Below are 18,161 nucleotides of genomic sequence, written 5' to 3'. Positions count from 1 at the left end.
ACCTTTTTATCGTTTTCTGAAAAAATATTTTTCTATTATTTCTCCATGTTCCGGGCTTCCAACAACTTTTTCATTGTTACTTATTTTCGTGAAATTTGCCGTTTCATACAGGACCATCCCGTCAAGTCCCGGATGGTTATTTACTAGGTCAATCTCTTCCTTTGTGATTTTAAATGGACCATCAAAAGTCATACCGTGAAAATCACCCTGGTAATAAAATGGCTTCTTCGCCTCCTGTGTAACTGCGGTAAAAATGTCGAGGGCCTTTGTAAGGTTCCAGGGGTGTAGCATAAAACCTCCGCGGAATTCCAGTTCATCTGCAATCTCTTTTACCCAGGTTTCCCACTGCCATTCGAAATTGGGAGGAAGGCTCGGAAGCCGGCCCCGGTCATCAGGAATAAGCATGCTTCCATGCAGGTGATGTGTCAGTTTTTTACCCCGGCTTTTAATAAGTTCACGTGCTTCACGAAGGAATTGCGTATAAGCATCTCCGTTAATACGGCTGATTGTCGGGTAATCTGTCCTACCGCCGGTTGCTTCCAGTACCGGTTCATTAAATCCATAATCCCAGTAGTCCGGTAATTTAGAATGATTGGCTATTCTGTAATTAATTCCGTCAACTCCCTGGTCAAGGCAAAAACGAGTCATTTCAAGCCAACAATTTCGTACTTCGGGATAAATGGGATGAAGGTTTCCTAACAGATATTCAGGCTTGCCGCAAGCAGCTACTATATATCCGTCTTTGTCCAGTATTTTTGGATCGGTAACTTTGTACGTATCAAACGAATAAAAATTTTGATAGTGCTTCTCCATTTTCGTAGCGTTATCAATCTCAGAAAGTACTTCCGGATTTTTTAAATAACGATATATTTCTGACGAAACTTTGGACTGGTAAAAACCAAGATGGTTTTTTAAATGAACCGGTCCTTCTCCCAAGTAGTGTGGAACAATTTTCCCGTTGACTCCTTCGAGCTCCAAGATATTTCCCTTTTCGTTCCCAAAATCAGCAGTGTCATCAGCCAGGGAACATTTAATCAAAACATACTTATGCGTTGCCGGTATATCCAGCCCATCGAGATGTATAACCCTGCATTTTTTCCAAAGCGGAAACCGAAAACACCATTCCACTGACTCGCGAAAGTTTACGGGCCCCTTGTAAACTTCAAATTTATTGTTTGTCGCACTGGTAAAAAGAGTAAGGTGTTGCTCTTTAATCCTCGTGGGTTTATCGTCGCTTTTGATTAGTCTTATCTTTTTTAACCGGGTTTTATATTCGTATTTGCCGGGTTTACACTTTAAGCACAGATGCGGGTTTTGTGCTACAAATGGGCGTATAAGGGGAAAAATTCCCCTTAAGTCTTTCACAGCTGTTTCTTCGGGTATGGGCATGGAATGCGGCAAAATAGTACCGAATCCACCGCCTTCAAAAGGTTTGATTACGGCATAAACTTCTATTCCGTGAGTATGTGCTGATTTTACCACTTCTTCCAGGAGATTAAATCCATGGGGATAATTTTCATATAAGTCCCAATAGGTATCTACGATCCACTGATGCCGGGTTACTCCCAAAGAAGCCAAAACCCTGTGAAGTTCATCCAGCTGAGTTTTGTTCATAAAATGCTTGTAGTCAGCATAATATTCATCTGAACGCGGAATCGGAGCACTGTAACGGCTTCCCCGGTGATTTCTGCCTACGCTTACGGTATAATCGGTAGTTGCTATCAACTTTTTGGATTGAGACCATTGTAGAGCTGCAACGGAATTACGGACTAGTGACCAGCTAAGGCCCGTTAATGGAATAGCTCTCAGCCCATAACCAGCATGTGTCAAGAAAGTTCTCCTGTTTATTTTTTTAGTCATTAGCTTTTTTATTCTGAATTTTTGAAAAATCTCTTAAATCGGCTTCATAAACTCGTCCTTTGGAATCCGACGCAAGTACAATCCACGGTCCATTTACAGGGAAAGGGAATTTCGGTCCTGTTACATTCTGTACGAAACTTTTCAATTCCGGGTCAGGAAAGATAACTACCTGCGGATCAGTTACATTAAATGACAAATCAATAGAAGAAAAAACAATTGTTGCGTTATAAGGATAGGGGACGGATCTGTCGTTATTTCCATAACCGGTCAAGACGGTTGAATTATCTTCGCTTGCAATGACAATAGGGCGGCTTGGGCGGTTCATCCGGCTTTCCAACGCACAATACCCTTTGTTTGTCCATTTTTCGTTTGCGGACCGAACCCTCAAAACGAATTGCGGTTTTCCAGGCGTATCCACACTGTTTTTTGTTGCAATCCATAGAGTCTGGTCGGGGGAAAGAGATGTATTGATATGGTCGTCTGCCGTATTATTTCCAATATCAATTATTTCTTCCTTTTCCCAAACCTCCCGGGGGCTTCCATTTTTATGCTTGCGCATCAATAAAGCATCGCGTACTTGGTCGGACCATATCACGCCTATACCATCTTTTACAGTGGTAACCGAACAAATGTCGTCTTCATCGATTCCCTGACCGAGAACCAGAGGCGCCTCCCAATTATTCCCGTCTTCAGAAAACCAGGCACAGACCTTCAAACCTGTAGTAGCGGCAACCCACCAATTCCCTTTACCATCTTTTGCAATCGTGGCAGTTTCAATTGAGCTCGGGGTGGGCGGATTTAATTGGGCCAGAACTTTGGACTCCCATTTTACCATAGGACCAGAATTTTTCATCAGGCGGCAAACGGTTAATGAAGAATCGGCTACACATACAACCGTTACCTGATGTTCTTCAGCCCAGACGTCTGCCCGGCCTGAAATCCCCTTCAGCTTATCGGCTACTTCCGGATATTCATTCCAACCTTCTTCAGTACGTTGCCAGAGAGACGGACCGGTTGATCGGGGAAGCAATGCCCACCAGCAATTTTCCGAATACCAAAGTTTTGATTGTGGTTTATCCGCGGTCGGAAACGGATAATCCAGTTGAAAGACGGGTTTTGAAGTCAAATTTATACCGACTTCATTTGTTGGGAAAGACCACCCAATAGTAAAAAACAGGACTGGAATCAATTTATTTTTCATGTTAGTTATCATATTTCCCAAGTTTATTAAAAGTGAATCCAGAAGATTGACTTATTGATTTGTTCTTTTCTAAAAGCTCTTTTACGACATGTAGGGTCGATTTTTTGTACCCGTAGCTGCCCAAGCTAAATCCTCTACATTTGGTGACATCAATTCCACATAGGACCAGTAATTTACTCTCATTCCGACTAACATAAAATCAAGCTAAAGGGTATGTTGGTCTCGATAGTGTCGTTGAACATGTGATATAAAAAGCTTGAAAGTTAGATGAAAGCCAGTTTATGTAATCTAATTTCTTCATTATAAAATAATTGTTTATCTCTATTCAGAATTAATTCATTTATTTTTTTCCGATGAAAAATTTATCCAACACGTCTATCATTTCTGGACTACCTTCCACTTTCCCGTTATCGTTTACCCGTGTGAAATTAGCTGTTTCGTATAAAACATATCCGTCCAATCCCGGATAATTTTTAACTAGTTTCAACTCTTCATCGGTGCTTTGGTACGGCCCTTTGAATGTTATTCCGTGAAAATCTCCCTGGAGGTACAAAGGCTTGCCGGCCTCCTGTGTTTTGGCGCTGAAAATATCAAGCGCTTTTTTCAGATTCCAGGGACGGAGCTGGAAACCACCCCGGAATTCCAGTTCATCCACTATTTCTTTTATCCAGGTTTCCCATTGCCATTCAAAATTATAGGAAAAAGGGCCCAACCTTCCGGGGCGATCATCGGGCACCAGCATCTCAGCAAGAAGGTGGTGCGCCATTGATTTTCCTCTGCCTTTAATAAGCTCCTTCGCTTCTCGAAGAAATTGTAAATACGCATTGCCGTTGGCTCGACTAATGGAAGAAAAATCTACCTTACCACCAGTAGCATCAATAGCCGCTTTATTAAAACCGTATTCCCAGTGTTCAGGCGATTCGGTATGGCTGGATGGCCTGAAGTTGACTCCATCCACATTCCTGTCAAGACAAAACCGGGTAATATTCATCCAGTGTTCTCTCACTTCGGGATAAATGGGGTGTAAAACCCCTTGCATATATTCCGGCTTTCCGCATACTGCCGCTATAAAACCGTCTTTGTCGAGTGTCGTCCAATCGGTCAGATTATATCTTCCAAAACTGTAAAAATCACGGTAATGCTCTTGCATTTTTTGCTCATCCCGAATTTCTGCCTGCACTTCGGGTAGTTGCAAATAAGGAATTAACTTTTTTAGTACCTTTGACCGGTAAAAATCCTGGTGTTTTTCAAATCCGACAGGGCCGGTACTCAATGTATAAGGCAAAATCTTTCCACTCTTTCCCACAAGTTCAAGTATATTCCCGTTTTCATTACTGAAATCTCCTTTATTATCAGCGTAGGAACATCTTATGACGACGTACTTGTGTCCTTCAGGTATTTGTAGTCCTTCAAGATGAAGAATCCGGGATTGCCTCCATTTTGGGAACCCAAATCGCCATTCCACCGTCTCGCGGAAGGAAACGGTGCCATCGTATTTAACAAACCTATTATTCGCAGCGCTTGTCATTATCGTCAAATTTTCTGCTTTAATCCGGGTTGGATGGTCGTTGCTTTTAACCAAACGGATTGTGGCAACTTCTTCGTTGCATTCGTAGGTTCCGGGCCGGCGCTTCAAACACAAATCGGGATTGGCAGCAACAAATGATTGGGTACGGGGAAAAATGCCTCGTATATCTTTCAGTGCTTGTGTTCCTTCAGGAAAAGGCATGGAATGTGGTAAAATTTCACCAAACCCACCTCCTTCAAAAGGTTTAATTACGGCATAGAGTTCAATGCCGTGTGCATGTGCGGATTTAACTGCTTCCGCAAGTAAATCAAATTCATGGGGGTAATCCTCGTACAATGTCCAGTAAGTATCGACAATCCACTGATGGCGTGTGACTCCAATGGATGAGAGGAATTTATGCAATCCGTCCAATTGTACTTTATCCATAAAACTACCGTGCTCTTCGTAATATTCAGGTGTTCTTTTTACCGGATTACCATATCTACTTCCCCGATGATTGATAAAAACATTATCCGTATAGTCAGTCGTAGCCATAAGTTTTTTGGTGCTACCGGTCAACGTCGTGGTAAACGTAGTTCTAATAAGCGGCCCAAACAAACCGGTAAGTGCAACAGATCCAGCTCCATAGGACATATTGGACAAAAAAATTCGCCGGTTAATATTATTTTCTATTTTACTCATTTCAGTTTTATTTTAAGGATTATGTATACCGAAAGGCTGGGTACCTGTAATTGTGCCGGGACCAAAGATTTCGGCTCTTACATAATCGAATATTTCTGTGTTTTTTGTCAGCTGGATTGAATTCCCTCGTTGAATAACTTGATCACCCGAAATCCAGCGGATAGAATCCTGTCCGATAGACTTAATTTCAATGATTCCTTTTTTCCGGTTTACGTTCACTGATTCAATTTGTGGTGGTTTTGCCCCATTATGGCCTTCAGCCGCATGGACGTAAAAGAACCGACCTTCTTCCATCCCGGTTCGCACCGACTCTTCAGTTAATTCCGGTAAAATAAATACATTCCAACCTACGCCCAATTTGTTCAAATCGCCATGAAAGTCATCATTTGAAAATCCCCATACCGGCCGCCCCGGCATCAGTTCAACAAGAACAGAATCCCACAACTGACGATCAGTCGGATAGCGATCAACCTGATTATAAATTTCAATGCCCGCAATGTTATCGAAACGGGTTAAAATATCTGCGTACCAATTTGTGTTGTATTTTTTAGGATTCTCGCCTGTATAGCGCCCGGGATGATTGATGACGACAACTCCACCACGTGATTCAATAGATTCTAAAGCTATTTGCTCCTGATCGGTTCTTTTTTCATAATCTGTAAAAAAACTGTTTACATGATGGGGAGTTGAAACTTCATTGCCCTGAATTGCAACCATCCCCAATGCTTCGGGATCCCGGTTTTCATAAGTCAGTGATTTCTGTTCGAGCACCCCGTTTTCCAAACGTTCTTTGGCACGATCACTGGGTTCCATCGCAGCAAAATCTGTCCAGGGGAATGTTACTTCATTATGATCGGTTATTGTTAAAATTTTATAGCCCAATTTATGATATTTGTCCACTACAGCTTGTGGACTAAACTTTCCGTCGCTACGGGTAGTATGGGTATGGAAATTGGCTTTGTATTGCCGGTGATCTTCCCAATCTACTTGTTCATACGGATTATGAATATTCCACCCGGAGGAGCAACCGGACAATATGAAAACAAATATATATTGACTTCCCAGAAGTATAATGTAGAAAACCCTGGACAGGAATAATGTTAAATTATTGAATTTCATTATAATACTTCGGTGCTTATATTTAAAGATAATATTCACTTTGTATTTCCAACACGATTAAATTGAGACATAAAAATAGCTTAAGCTCTTTAATACTTAATGGGAATCGAATTCGTTTACAAGTAAAAAGCTATTGCATAAACTTTTACTAAGTGCAAGTAAAAGAAAAGATAAATGCAATGTTCAATAAATGCGAAGACCTTTCCCATAAACTTACAGCAATTTTTTTAAAAATACCCGGGATTTTGTTCTAAAACAGAACCGGTATTTTTTTCAATTTCACTAAAAGGTATCGGATATAAATTGTGATAATCTTGATATTGAATTAATGGATTATATTTTTTACATCTTTCGACTAAGAGTCCCAGCCTTCGTAATGTTACAGACCTGTATTCTTCAAAAGCCAATTCACGTAGTCGCTCATCAAGAATATAGTCAATATTCACATCGGAAGGATTTACATCTGGAGCGTGGGCCCGATGACGCACTACATTAATATCTGCCGCTGCATTTATCAAATCATTTTGCCCTAGATATGCTTCTGCTCTCAGCAGGTATGTTTCTGCCAGCCGTATGATATAATTTTCACGGTAAGTATCTCTCGCCCTACTGGTTAATGAGCCGGGGACAGTTTGGTCAGGTAAATACAAAAATTCCGGATGCTTGCCTACAGTTGTGGTTTTAGCAAGGTAAGGATACCAACTTCGGGTTGTATCTGCTTCAGATTCCAATACAATCGGCACATTATCGCGGAATACCCATTTACCATAATGGTCGGATTCAGGATTCATTACGGGCATATCCCTTACAATATTGTATTTTGAATTTCTAATATCTTGGTCAAAACCGCTTCGTTCCCATAGTTCACGAAGGAAAAAATTAGTAGGACGCATACCCCCTATGCCTCTTCCAGTTAGATATGTATTGGGGTGAGGAGCAACTGGGTGAAGGGTGCCATTGTCATTAATTATGGATGTTTGGTAAACGCGTGGGCATGCTTGACGTTCCAGCGGGAAACCACCCCTACTTCCACTTCCTCCTGGTATATCTACAGCATACTGCATTACCCATATGGCTTCTGTATTGCCTGCAGATCGGTTCTGGTTACCAGGCCGGAAAAGATCCCAGAATACGTCCCCTCCGTAAATTGTATCGTTAAACGGAGCAGGGAATCTGTTCCTTTCCGGGTCAACATCAGTGCCAAACCTTTCGGTCATTAAAGCCGTACTGGGGTGATCAATCACCATACTAGCTGCATCTATAGCATTTGGCCACTGTTCCAGGGAAATATAAACTTCTGAAAGGTAGTGAAATGCAGCAAGATTATTAATTCTTGTGTTATCCACTTCATTAATATCAGGCAAATTATCTGCCGCAAATTTTAAATCTGTTGCGGCTTGTAAATATGTTTCTTCACGTGAAGCACGGACGTAATCCCTTTTAGGTTCTTTAGTTTCTTCAAGGGTTATAGGTACACCTCCATACATATTGGCCAATAGTTTATACATGTATCCTCGAAAAAACATAGCTTCAGCCTGGATTAGTTTCTTTTGTTCATCTGTCAATTCACTTTCTTGTGCTTCAGATCTCTCGATAATAGTATTGGCGTCATATATGATGCGGTAAGCTCGTTTCCAAAAATATTCATATACGGTACTTGATTGTGACGTAAGATTTCCTGCGTGATTCATTAATCCTGCTGAGCTTGTACCATGTACCAAATCAGTAAATTGCCAAACACTGTAAACTCCCCCAGAACCAGAATCATCCCAAAAATCGGCTCTGTACTGGCCGTACAAGTGCATTACTGCAGATTGGAAATCCTCATTTGTGATAAAAGCATTTTCAGGCGAATAAAAATCGAGCGGCACTTCTTTTAAAAAATCATCCTGATCACAAGAATTGGTGGTAATGAGATATAAAAAGCACACAAATAGTGTTTTTAATTGAATTTTATTTTTAGTAATTATTTTCATTGTATTAGATTTTAAAATTTGACGTTAATGCCCAGAGTAAAACTAGATAGTACCGGTCGTCCATCCCTTGTCATTCCTTCTCCGGTTTCCGGATCCCAGCCCGGCCATTTGGTCCAGGTAGCTAAATTTTTTCCACTTGCGTAAAGGACTATACTTTGTGCAAAAGAATTATGCAATATATCTTGGGGGAAATTATAGGATAGGGAAACGTCTTGAAGTCGTACAAAATTTCTCTGTGTGTAGCGATCGCCAAAATGCCCTGTTATAGGTATTGACTGATACCGTGCATTGGGGTTATCGGGAGACCAAAAATCGATTTCTTTAGGTAAATTTCTACGAAATACACTCTCTGATAATGACCAATTGCTTAAATCATCTAACCCAAGATAATAATCTTTACCACCCTGTATTGCATTGATGAACACCCTTAATGTCCAGTTTTTATAATTAACTTCGTTATTAATACTAAAACGATAGGAGGGATCACTATAACCAATGATTCTTCGGTCATCGGCGGGTGTAAATTCACCATCGCTATTAAGATCCTGGATCTTATAACTTCCCAAAGCAAAACCAGGAGGTAAGTCATCTCCTACCTGCCAAAAATCTCCGGTTATTTCATAAGTATAAATGGATGAAAGCGGCTGTTCTATAAACAATCCTTCGGATACTAAATCGTCCTCTCTACCATCACCATCATTATCAAAGCCGAGAAGTTCCTTCAACTCGTTTCTGTTTCGGGAAAAAGCAAAAGTACTTAACCATGTAAAATCATTTTTTTGCACATTCATCGTAGATAGTTGTACTTCCAAGCCGTGATTGTGTATTTTGCCAAGATTATCCGGAAAGATGGAATATCTGCTAATCGCCGGTATGTCTACATTGTACAAAAGGTCGTATGTATTATTGTTGTAATAATCAATGGAACCAAACAATCGTCCTTTTTGAAATTCAAAATCCAACCCTAAATTGATACCGGTTGTGGTTTCCCATTTTAAATTTGGACTTGCCAAACTATTGGCATATTGGGTGTAAATCGGATTTTCATCTGCTGTAACATAATTAAAGCCCCCATCGACGGTTGCCAAGGTTTGATATCTTGCAATAGTTCTGTTTCCATTAGTTCCATACGAGATCCGAAACTTTAAAAGTTCCAGCCATTCCACGTTTTCATAAATAAAAGATTCCTGCGAAGCCACCCATGCAATAGCTACGGATGGAAAAATTCCGAACTTGTTTTCTTCACTAAATCCGGAGAATCCGTCTCTTCTAATGGTTCCGGTCAATAAATATTTATTGTCATATCCATAAAAAAGTCGCCCCATTTGATACAGACTGGATTCTTCCCATGCACTTGTACTGACTCCGTATAATTCAGCGTTTCCTGCTTGTAAACGATTATAACTCAACACGCTATTTATAAAATCCGAAGCAGATGCTGTAGTACCTGTAAAATTCAATTTTTCAAATCCATATACAAAAGTAGCGTTTACACTATGCCTGCCCCCAAAAGTATTATTGTAAGCAATTATGTTATCTGCGGTCCAGTTGTAATTTCTATTCTCTGTCTTATATCCGCTGCCTCTAAAATTGGATCCGTATTCTTCAAAGCGGTACTGACTCCCAGTGATGTAATTGTTGTTGTAATTCAAACGGTAGGACAACCCATTGATAAAAGGAATTTTGATAATGGCCGAAATATTTCCTGAAATATTTAGCCTTTTATTCAAATCATCAGCTCCTGCACTTAACAGAGGATTAATAAATTGTCCGCCCGGGAAGGAAACAAATTCACCAGTCTCATTGTATGGAGTCATAAAAGGATTGTGCTCGTACCGAAATCTGGGACTAATTTCCGCACCGGAATAATCACTTTGTGTCAAATAAGATTGGATATCAATATTTAACCAATCAGTGATTTTATTTTCTGCGTTTATCCGAGCATTTATCCGGTTGTAATCCTCATTGACCATATACCCCACCTGTTTGCTATATCCCAAAGAAATGTAGTAATTGCTAAAATCAGTATTATTGTTAATCGAAATGTTGTGGGTTTGAGTATTGATATTGTTTCTTGTCACCAAGTCATACCAATTTGTTGTAATCCCATTTGCATGAGCCCGAACTTCATCAGCCGTCTCAAATCTTGATGTAAATGAATAATTAGGATTGGAGGTAAGATATCCGGATTCAGGTGTCCGACTTTGTAAAAAATCCGATCTTTCAGTCTTTTCAATCCAATAATCCACATCGGGATATTCAAACGTTTTATGAGGACGCTGAAAAGAAAATTGACTGGATAAGTTAATGACCGGCTTACCTTTTTTACCATCCGATTTTGATGTTGTAATCAAAATAACCCCATTTGCAGCTTGAGATCCATATACGGCAGCAGAACTTGCATCTTTTAGAATATCAATGGTCTCAATATCATTAGGGTTTAAATCGATTATATTCCCACGAAAAATGATCCCATCAACCACAATTAGAGGAGACGTTTCACCGGAAATGGTTGTTCTGCCCCTAATAGAAAAACTCGGTTCCTGTCCTGCGCTGTTAACCTGTCCCACGTTTAACCCCGGAACAGCCCCCTGGAGGGATTGCATTATAGAAACATTGGGTTGTTCTCTAAATGCGTTTATATTGGCTCGTACTACAGATCCTGTCAAATCACTTTTCTTCTGTGTTCCATACCCTACTACTACCACTTCATCTAATAACTCTGAATCCGAGATCAAGGTTACTTCGATACTGGTTCGTCCGTCGATCGGAATTTCAACCGTTTGATATCCGATATAACTTAAGACCAGGACATCATTTTCATTGACATCATTTAACTCAAAACGTCCGTCAAAATCACTAGCTGTCCCTTTATTTGTTCCTTTCACCCGAACGTTTACCCCTATCAGAGGATTGCCTTGATCGTCCTTGATGTTCCCTGTAATATTTAATACCATTCCTTTTAATTGTCGATAAGGGTTGTCGTAAAATTTTCGTAACGGTAGCCGCTTAGTCGGACGGATGATATAATTTTCGTCCTGAGCAACTATTTCTTCCATATGCTCCATCATCTTTTTCATTGAACGAATGCCTTCCAAATCCTTTTTGTAGATGATTACAAATCGGGAATCAATTAATTTGTATTGGAGATCTGTTCCTGCTATTATTGTTTGTATGGCTTCGTCTAAACTTGATATGGAGCTGGATTCATAATGAACGGTTATGTCCTTTACCATCTCCCGGTCAAACGAAAAATACACGTCAAAATTTTGACTGATTTCCCTTACAGCATCGAGAAATTTCATTTCCTGGGTATCACTCGGTTTAGCCATTGTGCCGGGTGGCGTAAACACACTCACACAAAATAGGAGGAATAAACTCCATTTCATTTGAGTAAAATTTTTTAATTTCATACTTTTAGAATTTATGTTATAAATATTTATAGATAGGGATATGTATTGCCGTACATATCCTATCTTTTTTGAATAATAAATTTTCCCTTCTTTTCCACAATATTCAATCCCATCGTTAATTCAAATGCTTCTTTTGTCGGCTCCCACTCCGTATACGGAACAGCAAAGTTCATTTTCTTTTGTGCTAAAATGGTATCCGGAATAACATACTCAATACCATATATCTGGCTTACCTCTTCAAGAATCTCTTTTACTGATTGATCTTCAAAGTATAGAACATCATCTTTCCAGGAGGCTACTCTGTTGTTTTTCTCACTGGTTACTTGAATGTATTGACTTAATTTCTTTGAAAATAACACTCTCTGCCCGGGAGTCATAACTATTTTCTTTGCTTGATTTATCTTATCAAAGTACCCTATTTCTACCTTCCCTTCTTCAAGATATACTTCCGTTTCGGTATCTCTTTTGGAAACATTAAATGATGTACCTAAAACTTCAATGTTCAAATCGTCCGTATGGACCACAAATTTTTGATCCTTATTCAGGTGTCTTACTTCAAAGAATGCCTCACCAGAAAGAAAAGCTTCGCGAATTCCAGTATCTTCCCAATTGTTATCCCACTTAATTGTTGAATTAGCATTTAGTTGAACTACAGACCTGTCCGGTAATTGTATTGTTTTTCTTTCACCATAGTCAGTACTATAATATACCTCTTGTTTTTTTAAGTTAATCAGTACAATTGACGCGACTATTAGAACTATACTCGCTGCAACACCACTTGCTATACGAAACACCTTTCTGCTATTAGATCTTTTTCTTACTTCGTTTTTAATACTCTCAATTTGGGAATTTAAATAAGATACCTTGGGATTTGGTACAACTCCTTCCCAGGTTGCTAGCATATTTTTATCCAGATCCCTATTATTTCCCTGAGTTCCCAATATAGCATATAACTCTGCCAACTCTTCCTTTGAAATACTTCTGCTTACCAGTTTTTCATAAAGAGATTTCATTCTTTCTTTATGACCTTTTTCATCCTTTCTTTTTTCTTGCATTAAAATTCCCAGTTTAATAGTATAAGTCTATAAGGAAGGTTTTGTACTAGTTGTATCAAAAGATTTTTATAAAAGAAATTCGCATGGATGCATTTGTTGAATCTAAAATTTTATTCTGTTTGTCTATTTCCAAATAATAATACAGTCTATCTTAATCAAGAATAATAAAATTTAACTTTGACTAGTTAAATCTTTTATTTAATTTGCGCTAACTCCTGCCCTCAAATGTGAATTATGATAAATTTGATAACAATAACTTAAAAATGGTTTCTCCAAATAAATTTGAAATATTAAGTACATTGGTGCTATATGTAAATAATAAGAAGTTTAATTGTTGTGGATAATAACGGTACTGATATACATGCTATAATTGACAAGTATTACCCGCGGGTATATGCCTTTGCATTGCTACATGTAATATCGGAACATATTGCAAAAGACCTGACACAAGATGTTTTTTTGCAATTGGTAAAAAAGCAAAAGGAATTAAAAAAAATAGAGAATTTAGAAGCCTATATTTTCACCATTGCACGTAACCGAACATATAAGTACTTTAAAAAGATAAATAATAATAATACCTTAAAGGACGAAATGATTCAATCGTATTGTGATGAATTTGTGGAGGTAGAAGAAGAAATTATAGCTGAAGACCTGGAGGATAAAATTAAAAACGTAATTGACCAGTTACCCGTCCGCCAAAGAGAGGTGTTTTTGCTAAGCCGCGAACAGGGATTGACCTATAAAGAAATAGCAGAAGAATTAAAGATATCTCCCCATACGGTACGCAATCACTTGGCCCAGGCCTTGAAAACACTAAAATTAAACTACAAACTTTTCGGATTTGACGTCCTTTTATTGCTTTACCTCTCTTTTAACCTTTGATTATCGGGGCACCTCCGGATACTCATCAATCGCTTTCCCTTCATTATTGATCATCAAAAAATGCTGGAAAGGTCCCTGTAGAGTCACTACTACTACGTGATTCATGCTCGCTGTCTTTTCCAAATACCAAACTTCGTCTGGAGTCTTTGGAGTTTCGGGATCGACACCCCATGCCCCATCTCCAATATAGACAATACCAGAGGGGGCTATTCTATCTTTCAATAGGGGATAGGTTCTTTTGAAAGTGTGATCGTCGTGCTCAAGAGCCACTTTTACCCCGTATTTTTCAAATAACGGGACCCAGTTTTTAAATATTTGAACGGACCAAAATTGACTTCTTACTCCTCCGGGATGAACTCGTTTCGAAGGATAGGCCTGTTTGTGATAAAAGGGAATTATATGTGCCATTTTTCCAGCCCTTTGTTGCAATACATTTTCCAGCCAATCCGTCTGTTTACCACTTACCAGGTTGCTGTGAGAACTATCCAGGCATATTAAACTCAGGTAGCTTCCAAAATCCAATACTCCATAACCCGGGTGCCCCGGAAAAGCGAATAAACCATAATAAAAAGGTGCATTTTCATTACGCCATTCTGTTGTTGACTCGGGAAATTGGTTGCTCTTTACCTGTTTTATAAAATCATACCACATACCTTTTTCTTTCATTGTACTTTCGGCATATGGATAATGGTGATTGGTGACATCGTGATTCCCAATGGTAAGAACGATAGGCACTACCCGTCCATCTTCCGTTATCAGATCTTCCTTAATCCCGTCAAACCATTTATACCAGGCTTTCAAGTTATCCTTTTTGGCATTGGCATAGGCCAGGTCCCCTCCCCAAATAATAAAATCGGGATCGTATTTCATCGCGATTTTATTCATTGTTCGAAATCTTTCGCCTGTGGACACATCGCCACCGTCGACGAATCGAATTGGTCTGAAATTATTTTCAGGCATAGTTCTGAATTTGTAAATACGCTGGTAATCGCCTAACTTAAATTCATATTCAGTTCCTGCATTCAGTCCTGTAACCTCTATCCTTTGAATAGTCCTTTCTGAAAAGGGAAATGGATATTGACTAGCTGTATCCAGGGTCCATGCACTATTTTCCCCGGATATTCGATATCTAAAAACGGACTCCCGCGTTTCTTCGGACTCCACATGCCAGTCAATCGTCATGGTCGTGGTGGGATCCTGTTGCCAGGTAAGGAAAAGACCCAACGGTTGACTTTGCGCAGTACTAAATTGCAGCCCATAAAAAAGATAAATAGTAATTACAATCCAGATATTTTTCTTCAATTGCCTCATTGCATATATTTCGAATGATAAAGGAAAATTATTACCCGAAAATATGCTTTTTAAAGTGACTTTTTATCAAATTACGGAAAAATTATCAGTAGTTCAGGGCGCGGTATTACTTCTTTAATTCCCCTGGCTTGACTTATCCACCATCCTGGCTACTCAGATCTGCGGATAAGTAGTTCCAGGTCAAAACACTCTTTAGAGCAATGTCAAAATACAAACAATAATATACCCTCATTTTCAATTCAACTTTTACAAAAGGATAACAATAACTTAAAAGACTTCTATCGAAGACTTCGCAAGTAACTGTTAATTTTAGTGTTATTAAATTTTATGACGGAAAACCTCTGATGGATAGCAACAATTCAATAGAAAAAATAATTGATGAATACTATGATCGAGTTTATAGGTTCATGGTAGTGCACATAAAAAATGCTGACCTCGCAAATGACCTAGCCCAAAACGTATTCCTCGAACTCACCAAGACAAAGACTCCGCTGGAATCGATAGATAATTTTAATGCATATATCTTCTCAATAGCCCGGAATGCAATATTTAAAGAATTTCGAAAAATAAAAAACTCCACCGACCTAAAAGCTCAGCTTCTAAAAAACATGAAAGACACTACTGTACAATGCGAAGAACTTGTTCTGGTCCGGGATTTAAGAAGCAATTTCGAACAGGAAATTAATAATTTACCATCGCAGCAGAGAAAAGTTTTCTACCTAAGCCGGCACGAGGGTTTAACCCATCAACAAATAGCTCAAAAATTGGGAATATCGGCCAACACCGTTAAAAACCACATGGTTCAGGCCTTAAAGACCTTACGGGGAAAATATGAATTGATGATATGGTTTTTTCTATTGCTTTCACATTTTTAAAACGCTCCCATAAGTTCACTTTTTCAACATTTTTAAGGGATATATATCCATTTACAAGATCGTGAAATACTAATCATTTATTCACATTTATAGGGACCGTGAATCGATTTAATTCGGAAATCCTCGTCAGAATCATTTAATACGTATATCATGAAGTGCTCTCCGCCGGGAGCAACCCGTATGACCACATGCCCCTGCTGACTTTTCATTTGATCGATTCTTGAACCGATGACCACATGAGTCTCTTCCATTATATTCGTTGAAAATACATCCCGGGGACCCGGATATGTCCAGGTTGACATCATACGACTTACAACGGAGGGAGAAGGATGGCTCGGAGCCCAGGCCTGAATAATATGTACCCGTGGACGGGTAGCACGTAAAAATCCAAGCCCCATAGCATCGTAGTAGGCGTGGTGATTGGCAATGCAGACCTCCACGGGGCCGGTAACCCGACCTACGGGGGTTTCTATATCCTGCCAATGCCCTGCCTCCCCGGTTATGAGATCGCCTCCGCTGTAATAATCAAACTTCCCATACGACATTCGAAATGCTACACTACATCTGTTTTCATTGGGGTATTCCGAAGAAGATAAATGATCCAAAGGAGGAAAATGGTTTCTTTTATTATCGCCCACCCCCGTCCAGACATAACCGTCAGATTGCGCAAAAACCCAAGCTAAATGTGGATAACTCACATATAAAAATACATAATGTGTGAGTATGGTTTTGTATTTTGTAATGAATACATAATCAACATTTATGCAGCATTTAGAACACGAAATAGATCGTTTACAGCTGACCATGATGGACTTAGAGTCTTTGGTTGATCAAAATTCTTATGCAAGATTGGTAGACTTATTTGTGGATGCCTTGCCATTGGAGGATTTAGGTTTTCGTCATATTAATCACGAATCAACAGGTCGACCACCCTATCATCCATCGGTTTTACTCAAGTTGTATATGTATGGCTATCGTCATGGTCTTCGTTCGAGTAACAAATTACATCAAGCTTGTCTTGTAAATGTAGAAGTTTGGTGGTTACTTAAAGGACTCAGGCCCTCACCACGAACCATCTGCTATTTTAGAGCCAACAACACAAAAGCCTTTAAAAAAGCCTTCCAGCACTTTGTGCTGCTGCTGAAGGAATGGCAATTGATCGAAGGGGAAACCATCGCTATTGACTCCTTCAAAATAAGAGCCCAGAATAGTCTGAAGAACAATTTTAATCAGAGAAAGATAGATCGCCATGTGGATTACATCGATAACAAAATAGCTGAATATGAAAACCAACTCAATGAAGCCGATGGCATAAAACAGGAGCAGGAAATAAAGGAAAAGATCGACTTTCAAAAGGAAAAGAAGAGGAAGTACAAGGCCATTGAAAAAGAACTGAACGACACTGGCCAAAAGCAAATTAGCAAGGTTGATGCAGATGCTCGTTCCGTAGTCCTTCATCGGAACATCGTCAATGTAGGTTATAATGTACAAGCTGGATGCGATAGCAAACATAATCTGTTCATCAATGCCCAAACAGGTAGCGTAAATGACACCCATGCCCTGGCACCGATGGCCATTGAAGCTAAAGCGCTTTTAGGAGTAAAGCAAATGAATGTACTTACCGATAAAGGTTACACTACAGGAGAACAAATAGCAAAATGTACCGCCAATAACATCACCACATACTCTTCACCAAAAGAACACTCCAGCCAAAAGAATGGTCTATACGATATGCAGATCTTTGAATACAATGAATCCGAAGACACCTACACCTGCCCAGCAGGACAAACGATGATCACCAATGGAAGATGGTATAATAAAAGGGGACACAAAGTTAAACACTACAAAACCAAAGCTTGCAAAGGCTGTAGCCTAAGAAAACAATGCACGAAAAACAAGAATGGTCGTTTTATAGAACGAAATTATTATCAACCTGATGTAGAACAAAACCAAGCGCGAGTAGAAGCTAACCCTGATTATTACCGACAAAGGCAACAGATTACGGAACATCAATTTGGCACACTGAAACGGCAATGGCACTTCACTTACACATTAGTAAAAGGGAAAGAGAAGGTGCTCTCAGAGGTTTACTTATGCTTTAGCATATACAATCTGGTGCGACTCATCCAAATATTAGGTGTAGATGAGCTGAAAAGCAAGCTAGGAGAGCTTGTTTTACCATTTTATGATCAAATTGAGGCATTTTTAGCAGTTCTAAGAGGGTGTAATCAAAAAAGACAAATCGATTTGAATTAGTGAA

The 18,161-nt window shown here is 39.3% G+C and carries 12 protein-coding genes; 3 read left to right on the top strand and 9 right to left on the bottom strand.

The features are described from left to right. Positions 1–6: 6 nt before the first annotated feature. From LVD47_RS00810 to LVD47_RS00780, 7 genes are all read right to left on the bottom strand, one after another. Complete coding sequence (locus tag LVD47_RS00810) at positions 7–1,860, bottom strand: hypothetical protein (RefSeq protein WP_236973611.1); 1,854 nt, start codon at positions 1,858–1,860, stop codon at positions 7–9. Then, positions 1,853–3,061 carry a hypothetical protein gene (locus LVD47_RS00805; protein WP_236973610.1) on the bottom strand — a complete coding sequence of 403 codons (1,209 nt, stop codon included), beginning with the start codon at positions 3,059–3,061 and terminating at the stop codon, positions 1,853–1,855. Before LVD47_RS00805 ends, LVD47_RS00810 begins: the two co-directional genes overlap by 8 nt. Positions 3,062–3,401: 340 nt before the next feature. Beyond that, positions 3,402–5,270, bottom strand: coding sequence for a hypothetical protein (locus LVD47_RS00800; protein ID WP_236973609.1), 1,869 nt, complete (start codon positions 5,268–5,270; stop codon positions 3,402–3,404). A gap of 12 nt (positions 5,271–5,282) precedes the next feature. Then, on the bottom strand, positions 5,283–6,389 hold the full coding sequence (locus tag LVD47_RS00795; RefSeq protein ID WP_236973608.1) for a PHP domain-containing protein: 1,107 nt from the start codon (positions 6,387–6,389) through the stop codon (positions 5,283–5,285). 227 nt (positions 6,390–6,616) lie between these two features. After that, positions 6,617–8,365, bottom strand: coding sequence for a RagB/SusD family nutrient uptake outer membrane protein (locus LVD47_RS00790; RefSeq protein WP_236973607.1), 1,749 nt, complete (start codon positions 8,363–8,365; stop codon positions 6,617–6,619). A gap of 11 nt (positions 8,366–8,376) precedes the next feature. Beyond that, the gene (locus LVD47_RS00785) at positions 8,377–11,778 is read right to left on the bottom strand and encodes a SusC/RagA family TonB-linked outer membrane protein (protein ID WP_236973606.1); all 3,402 of its coding nucleotides are present in this window, start codon (positions 11,776–11,778) and stop codon (positions 8,377–8,379) included. 59 nt (positions 11,779–11,837) lie between these two features. Further along, positions 11,838–12,833: a FecR family protein gene (locus LVD47_RS00780; protein WP_236973605.1), complete on the bottom strand. Its 996-nt coding sequence runs from the start codon at positions 12,831–12,833 to the stop codon at positions 11,838–11,840. Positions 12,834–13,169: 336 nt separating this feature from the next. On the opposite strand from LVD47_RS00780, the gene LVD47_RS00775 reads away from it, so the two are divergent. Next, the gene (locus tag LVD47_RS00775) at positions 13,170–13,715 is read left to right on the top strand and encodes an RNA polymerase sigma factor (protein ID WP_236973604.1); all 546 of its coding nucleotides are present in this window, start codon (positions 13,170–13,172) and stop codon (positions 13,713–13,715) included. Here LVD47_RS00775 and LVD47_RS00770 read toward each other — a convergent pair whose 3' ends face one another. Beyond that, positions 13,716–15,026 (bottom strand): purple acid phosphatase family protein, encoded by a 1,311-nt coding sequence (locus LVD47_RS00770; protein WP_236973603.1) that lies wholly within the window; start codon positions 15,024–15,026, stop codon positions 13,716–13,718. A gap of 344 nt (positions 15,027–15,370) precedes the next feature. On the opposite strand from LVD47_RS00770, the gene LVD47_RS00765 reads away from it, so the two are divergent. After that, positions 15,371–15,901: an RNA polymerase sigma factor gene (locus LVD47_RS00765; RefSeq protein ID WP_236973602.1), complete on the top strand. Its 531-nt coding sequence runs from the start codon at positions 15,371–15,373 to the stop codon at positions 15,899–15,901. Positions 15,902–15,978: 77 nt separating this feature from the next. Here the strand turns inward: LVD47_RS00765 and LVD47_RS00760 are convergent, their stop codons facing one another. Then, the gene (locus LVD47_RS00760) at positions 15,979–16,599 is read right to left on the bottom strand and encodes a ComEC/Rec2 family competence protein (protein ID WP_236973601.1); all 621 of its coding nucleotides are present in this window, start codon (positions 16,597–16,599) and stop codon (positions 15,979–15,981) included. Between the two features lie 64 nt (positions 16,600–16,663). Between LVD47_RS00760 and LVD47_RS00755 the strand changes: the two genes are divergently transcribed. Next, entirely contained in the window at positions 16,664–18,157 is a 1,494-nt protein-coding gene (locus LVD47_RS00755) for an IS1182 family transposase (RefSeq protein WP_236973600.1), read from the top strand. Positions 18,158–18,161 lie beyond the last annotated feature (4 nt).

This window comes from Membranihabitans maritimus, from assembly GCF_021729145.1.
Classification (GTDB): Bacteria; Bacteroidota; Bacteroidia; order Chitinophagales; family Saprospiraceae; genus Membranihabitans; species Membranihabitans maritimus.
Note: the sequence above shows the minus strand (reverse complement) of the source record. Positions and strands in the feature narration are given on the sequence as shown.

Excerpts from the sequence above, each read along its gene's own strand:
- LVD47_RS00810 (WP_236973611.1), bottom strand. The coding sequence starts at position 1,860 with ATGACTAAAAAAATAAACAGGAGAACTTTCTTGACACATGCTGGTTAT.
- LVD47_RS00805 (WP_236973610.1), bottom strand. The coding sequence starts at position 3,061 with ATGAAAAATAAATTGATTCCAGTCCTGTTTTTTACTATTGGGTGGTCT.
- LVD47_RS00800 (WP_236973609.1), bottom strand. The coding sequence starts at position 5,270 with ATGAGTAAAATAGAAAATAATATTAACCGGCGAATTTTTTTGTCCAAT.
- LVD47_RS00795 (WP_236973608.1), bottom strand. The coding sequence starts at position 6,389 with ATGAAATTCAATAATTTAACATTATTCCTGTCCAGGGTTTTCTACATT.
- LVD47_RS00790 (WP_236973607.1), bottom strand. The coding sequence starts at position 8,365 with ATGAAAATAATTACTAAAAATAAAATTCAATTAAAAACACTATTTGTG.
- LVD47_RS00785 (WP_236973606.1), bottom strand. The coding sequence starts at position 11,778 with ATGAAATTAAAAAATTTTACTCAAATGAAATGGAGTTTATTCCTCCTA.
- LVD47_RS00780 (WP_236973605.1), bottom strand. The coding sequence starts at position 12,833 with ATGCAAGAAAAAAGAAAGGATGAAAAAGGTCATAAAGAAAGAATGAAA.
- LVD47_RS00770 (WP_236973603.1), bottom strand. The coding sequence starts at position 15,026 with ATGAGGCAATTGAAGAAAAATATCTGGATTGTAATTACTATTTATCTT.
- LVD47_RS00765 (WP_236973602.1), top strand. The coding sequence starts at position 15,371 with ATGGATAGCAACAATTCAATAGAAAAAATAATTGATGAATACTATGAT.
- LVD47_RS00755 (WP_236973600.1), top strand. The coding sequence starts at position 16,664 with ATGCAGCATTTAGAACACGAAATAGATCGTTTACAGCTGACCATGATG.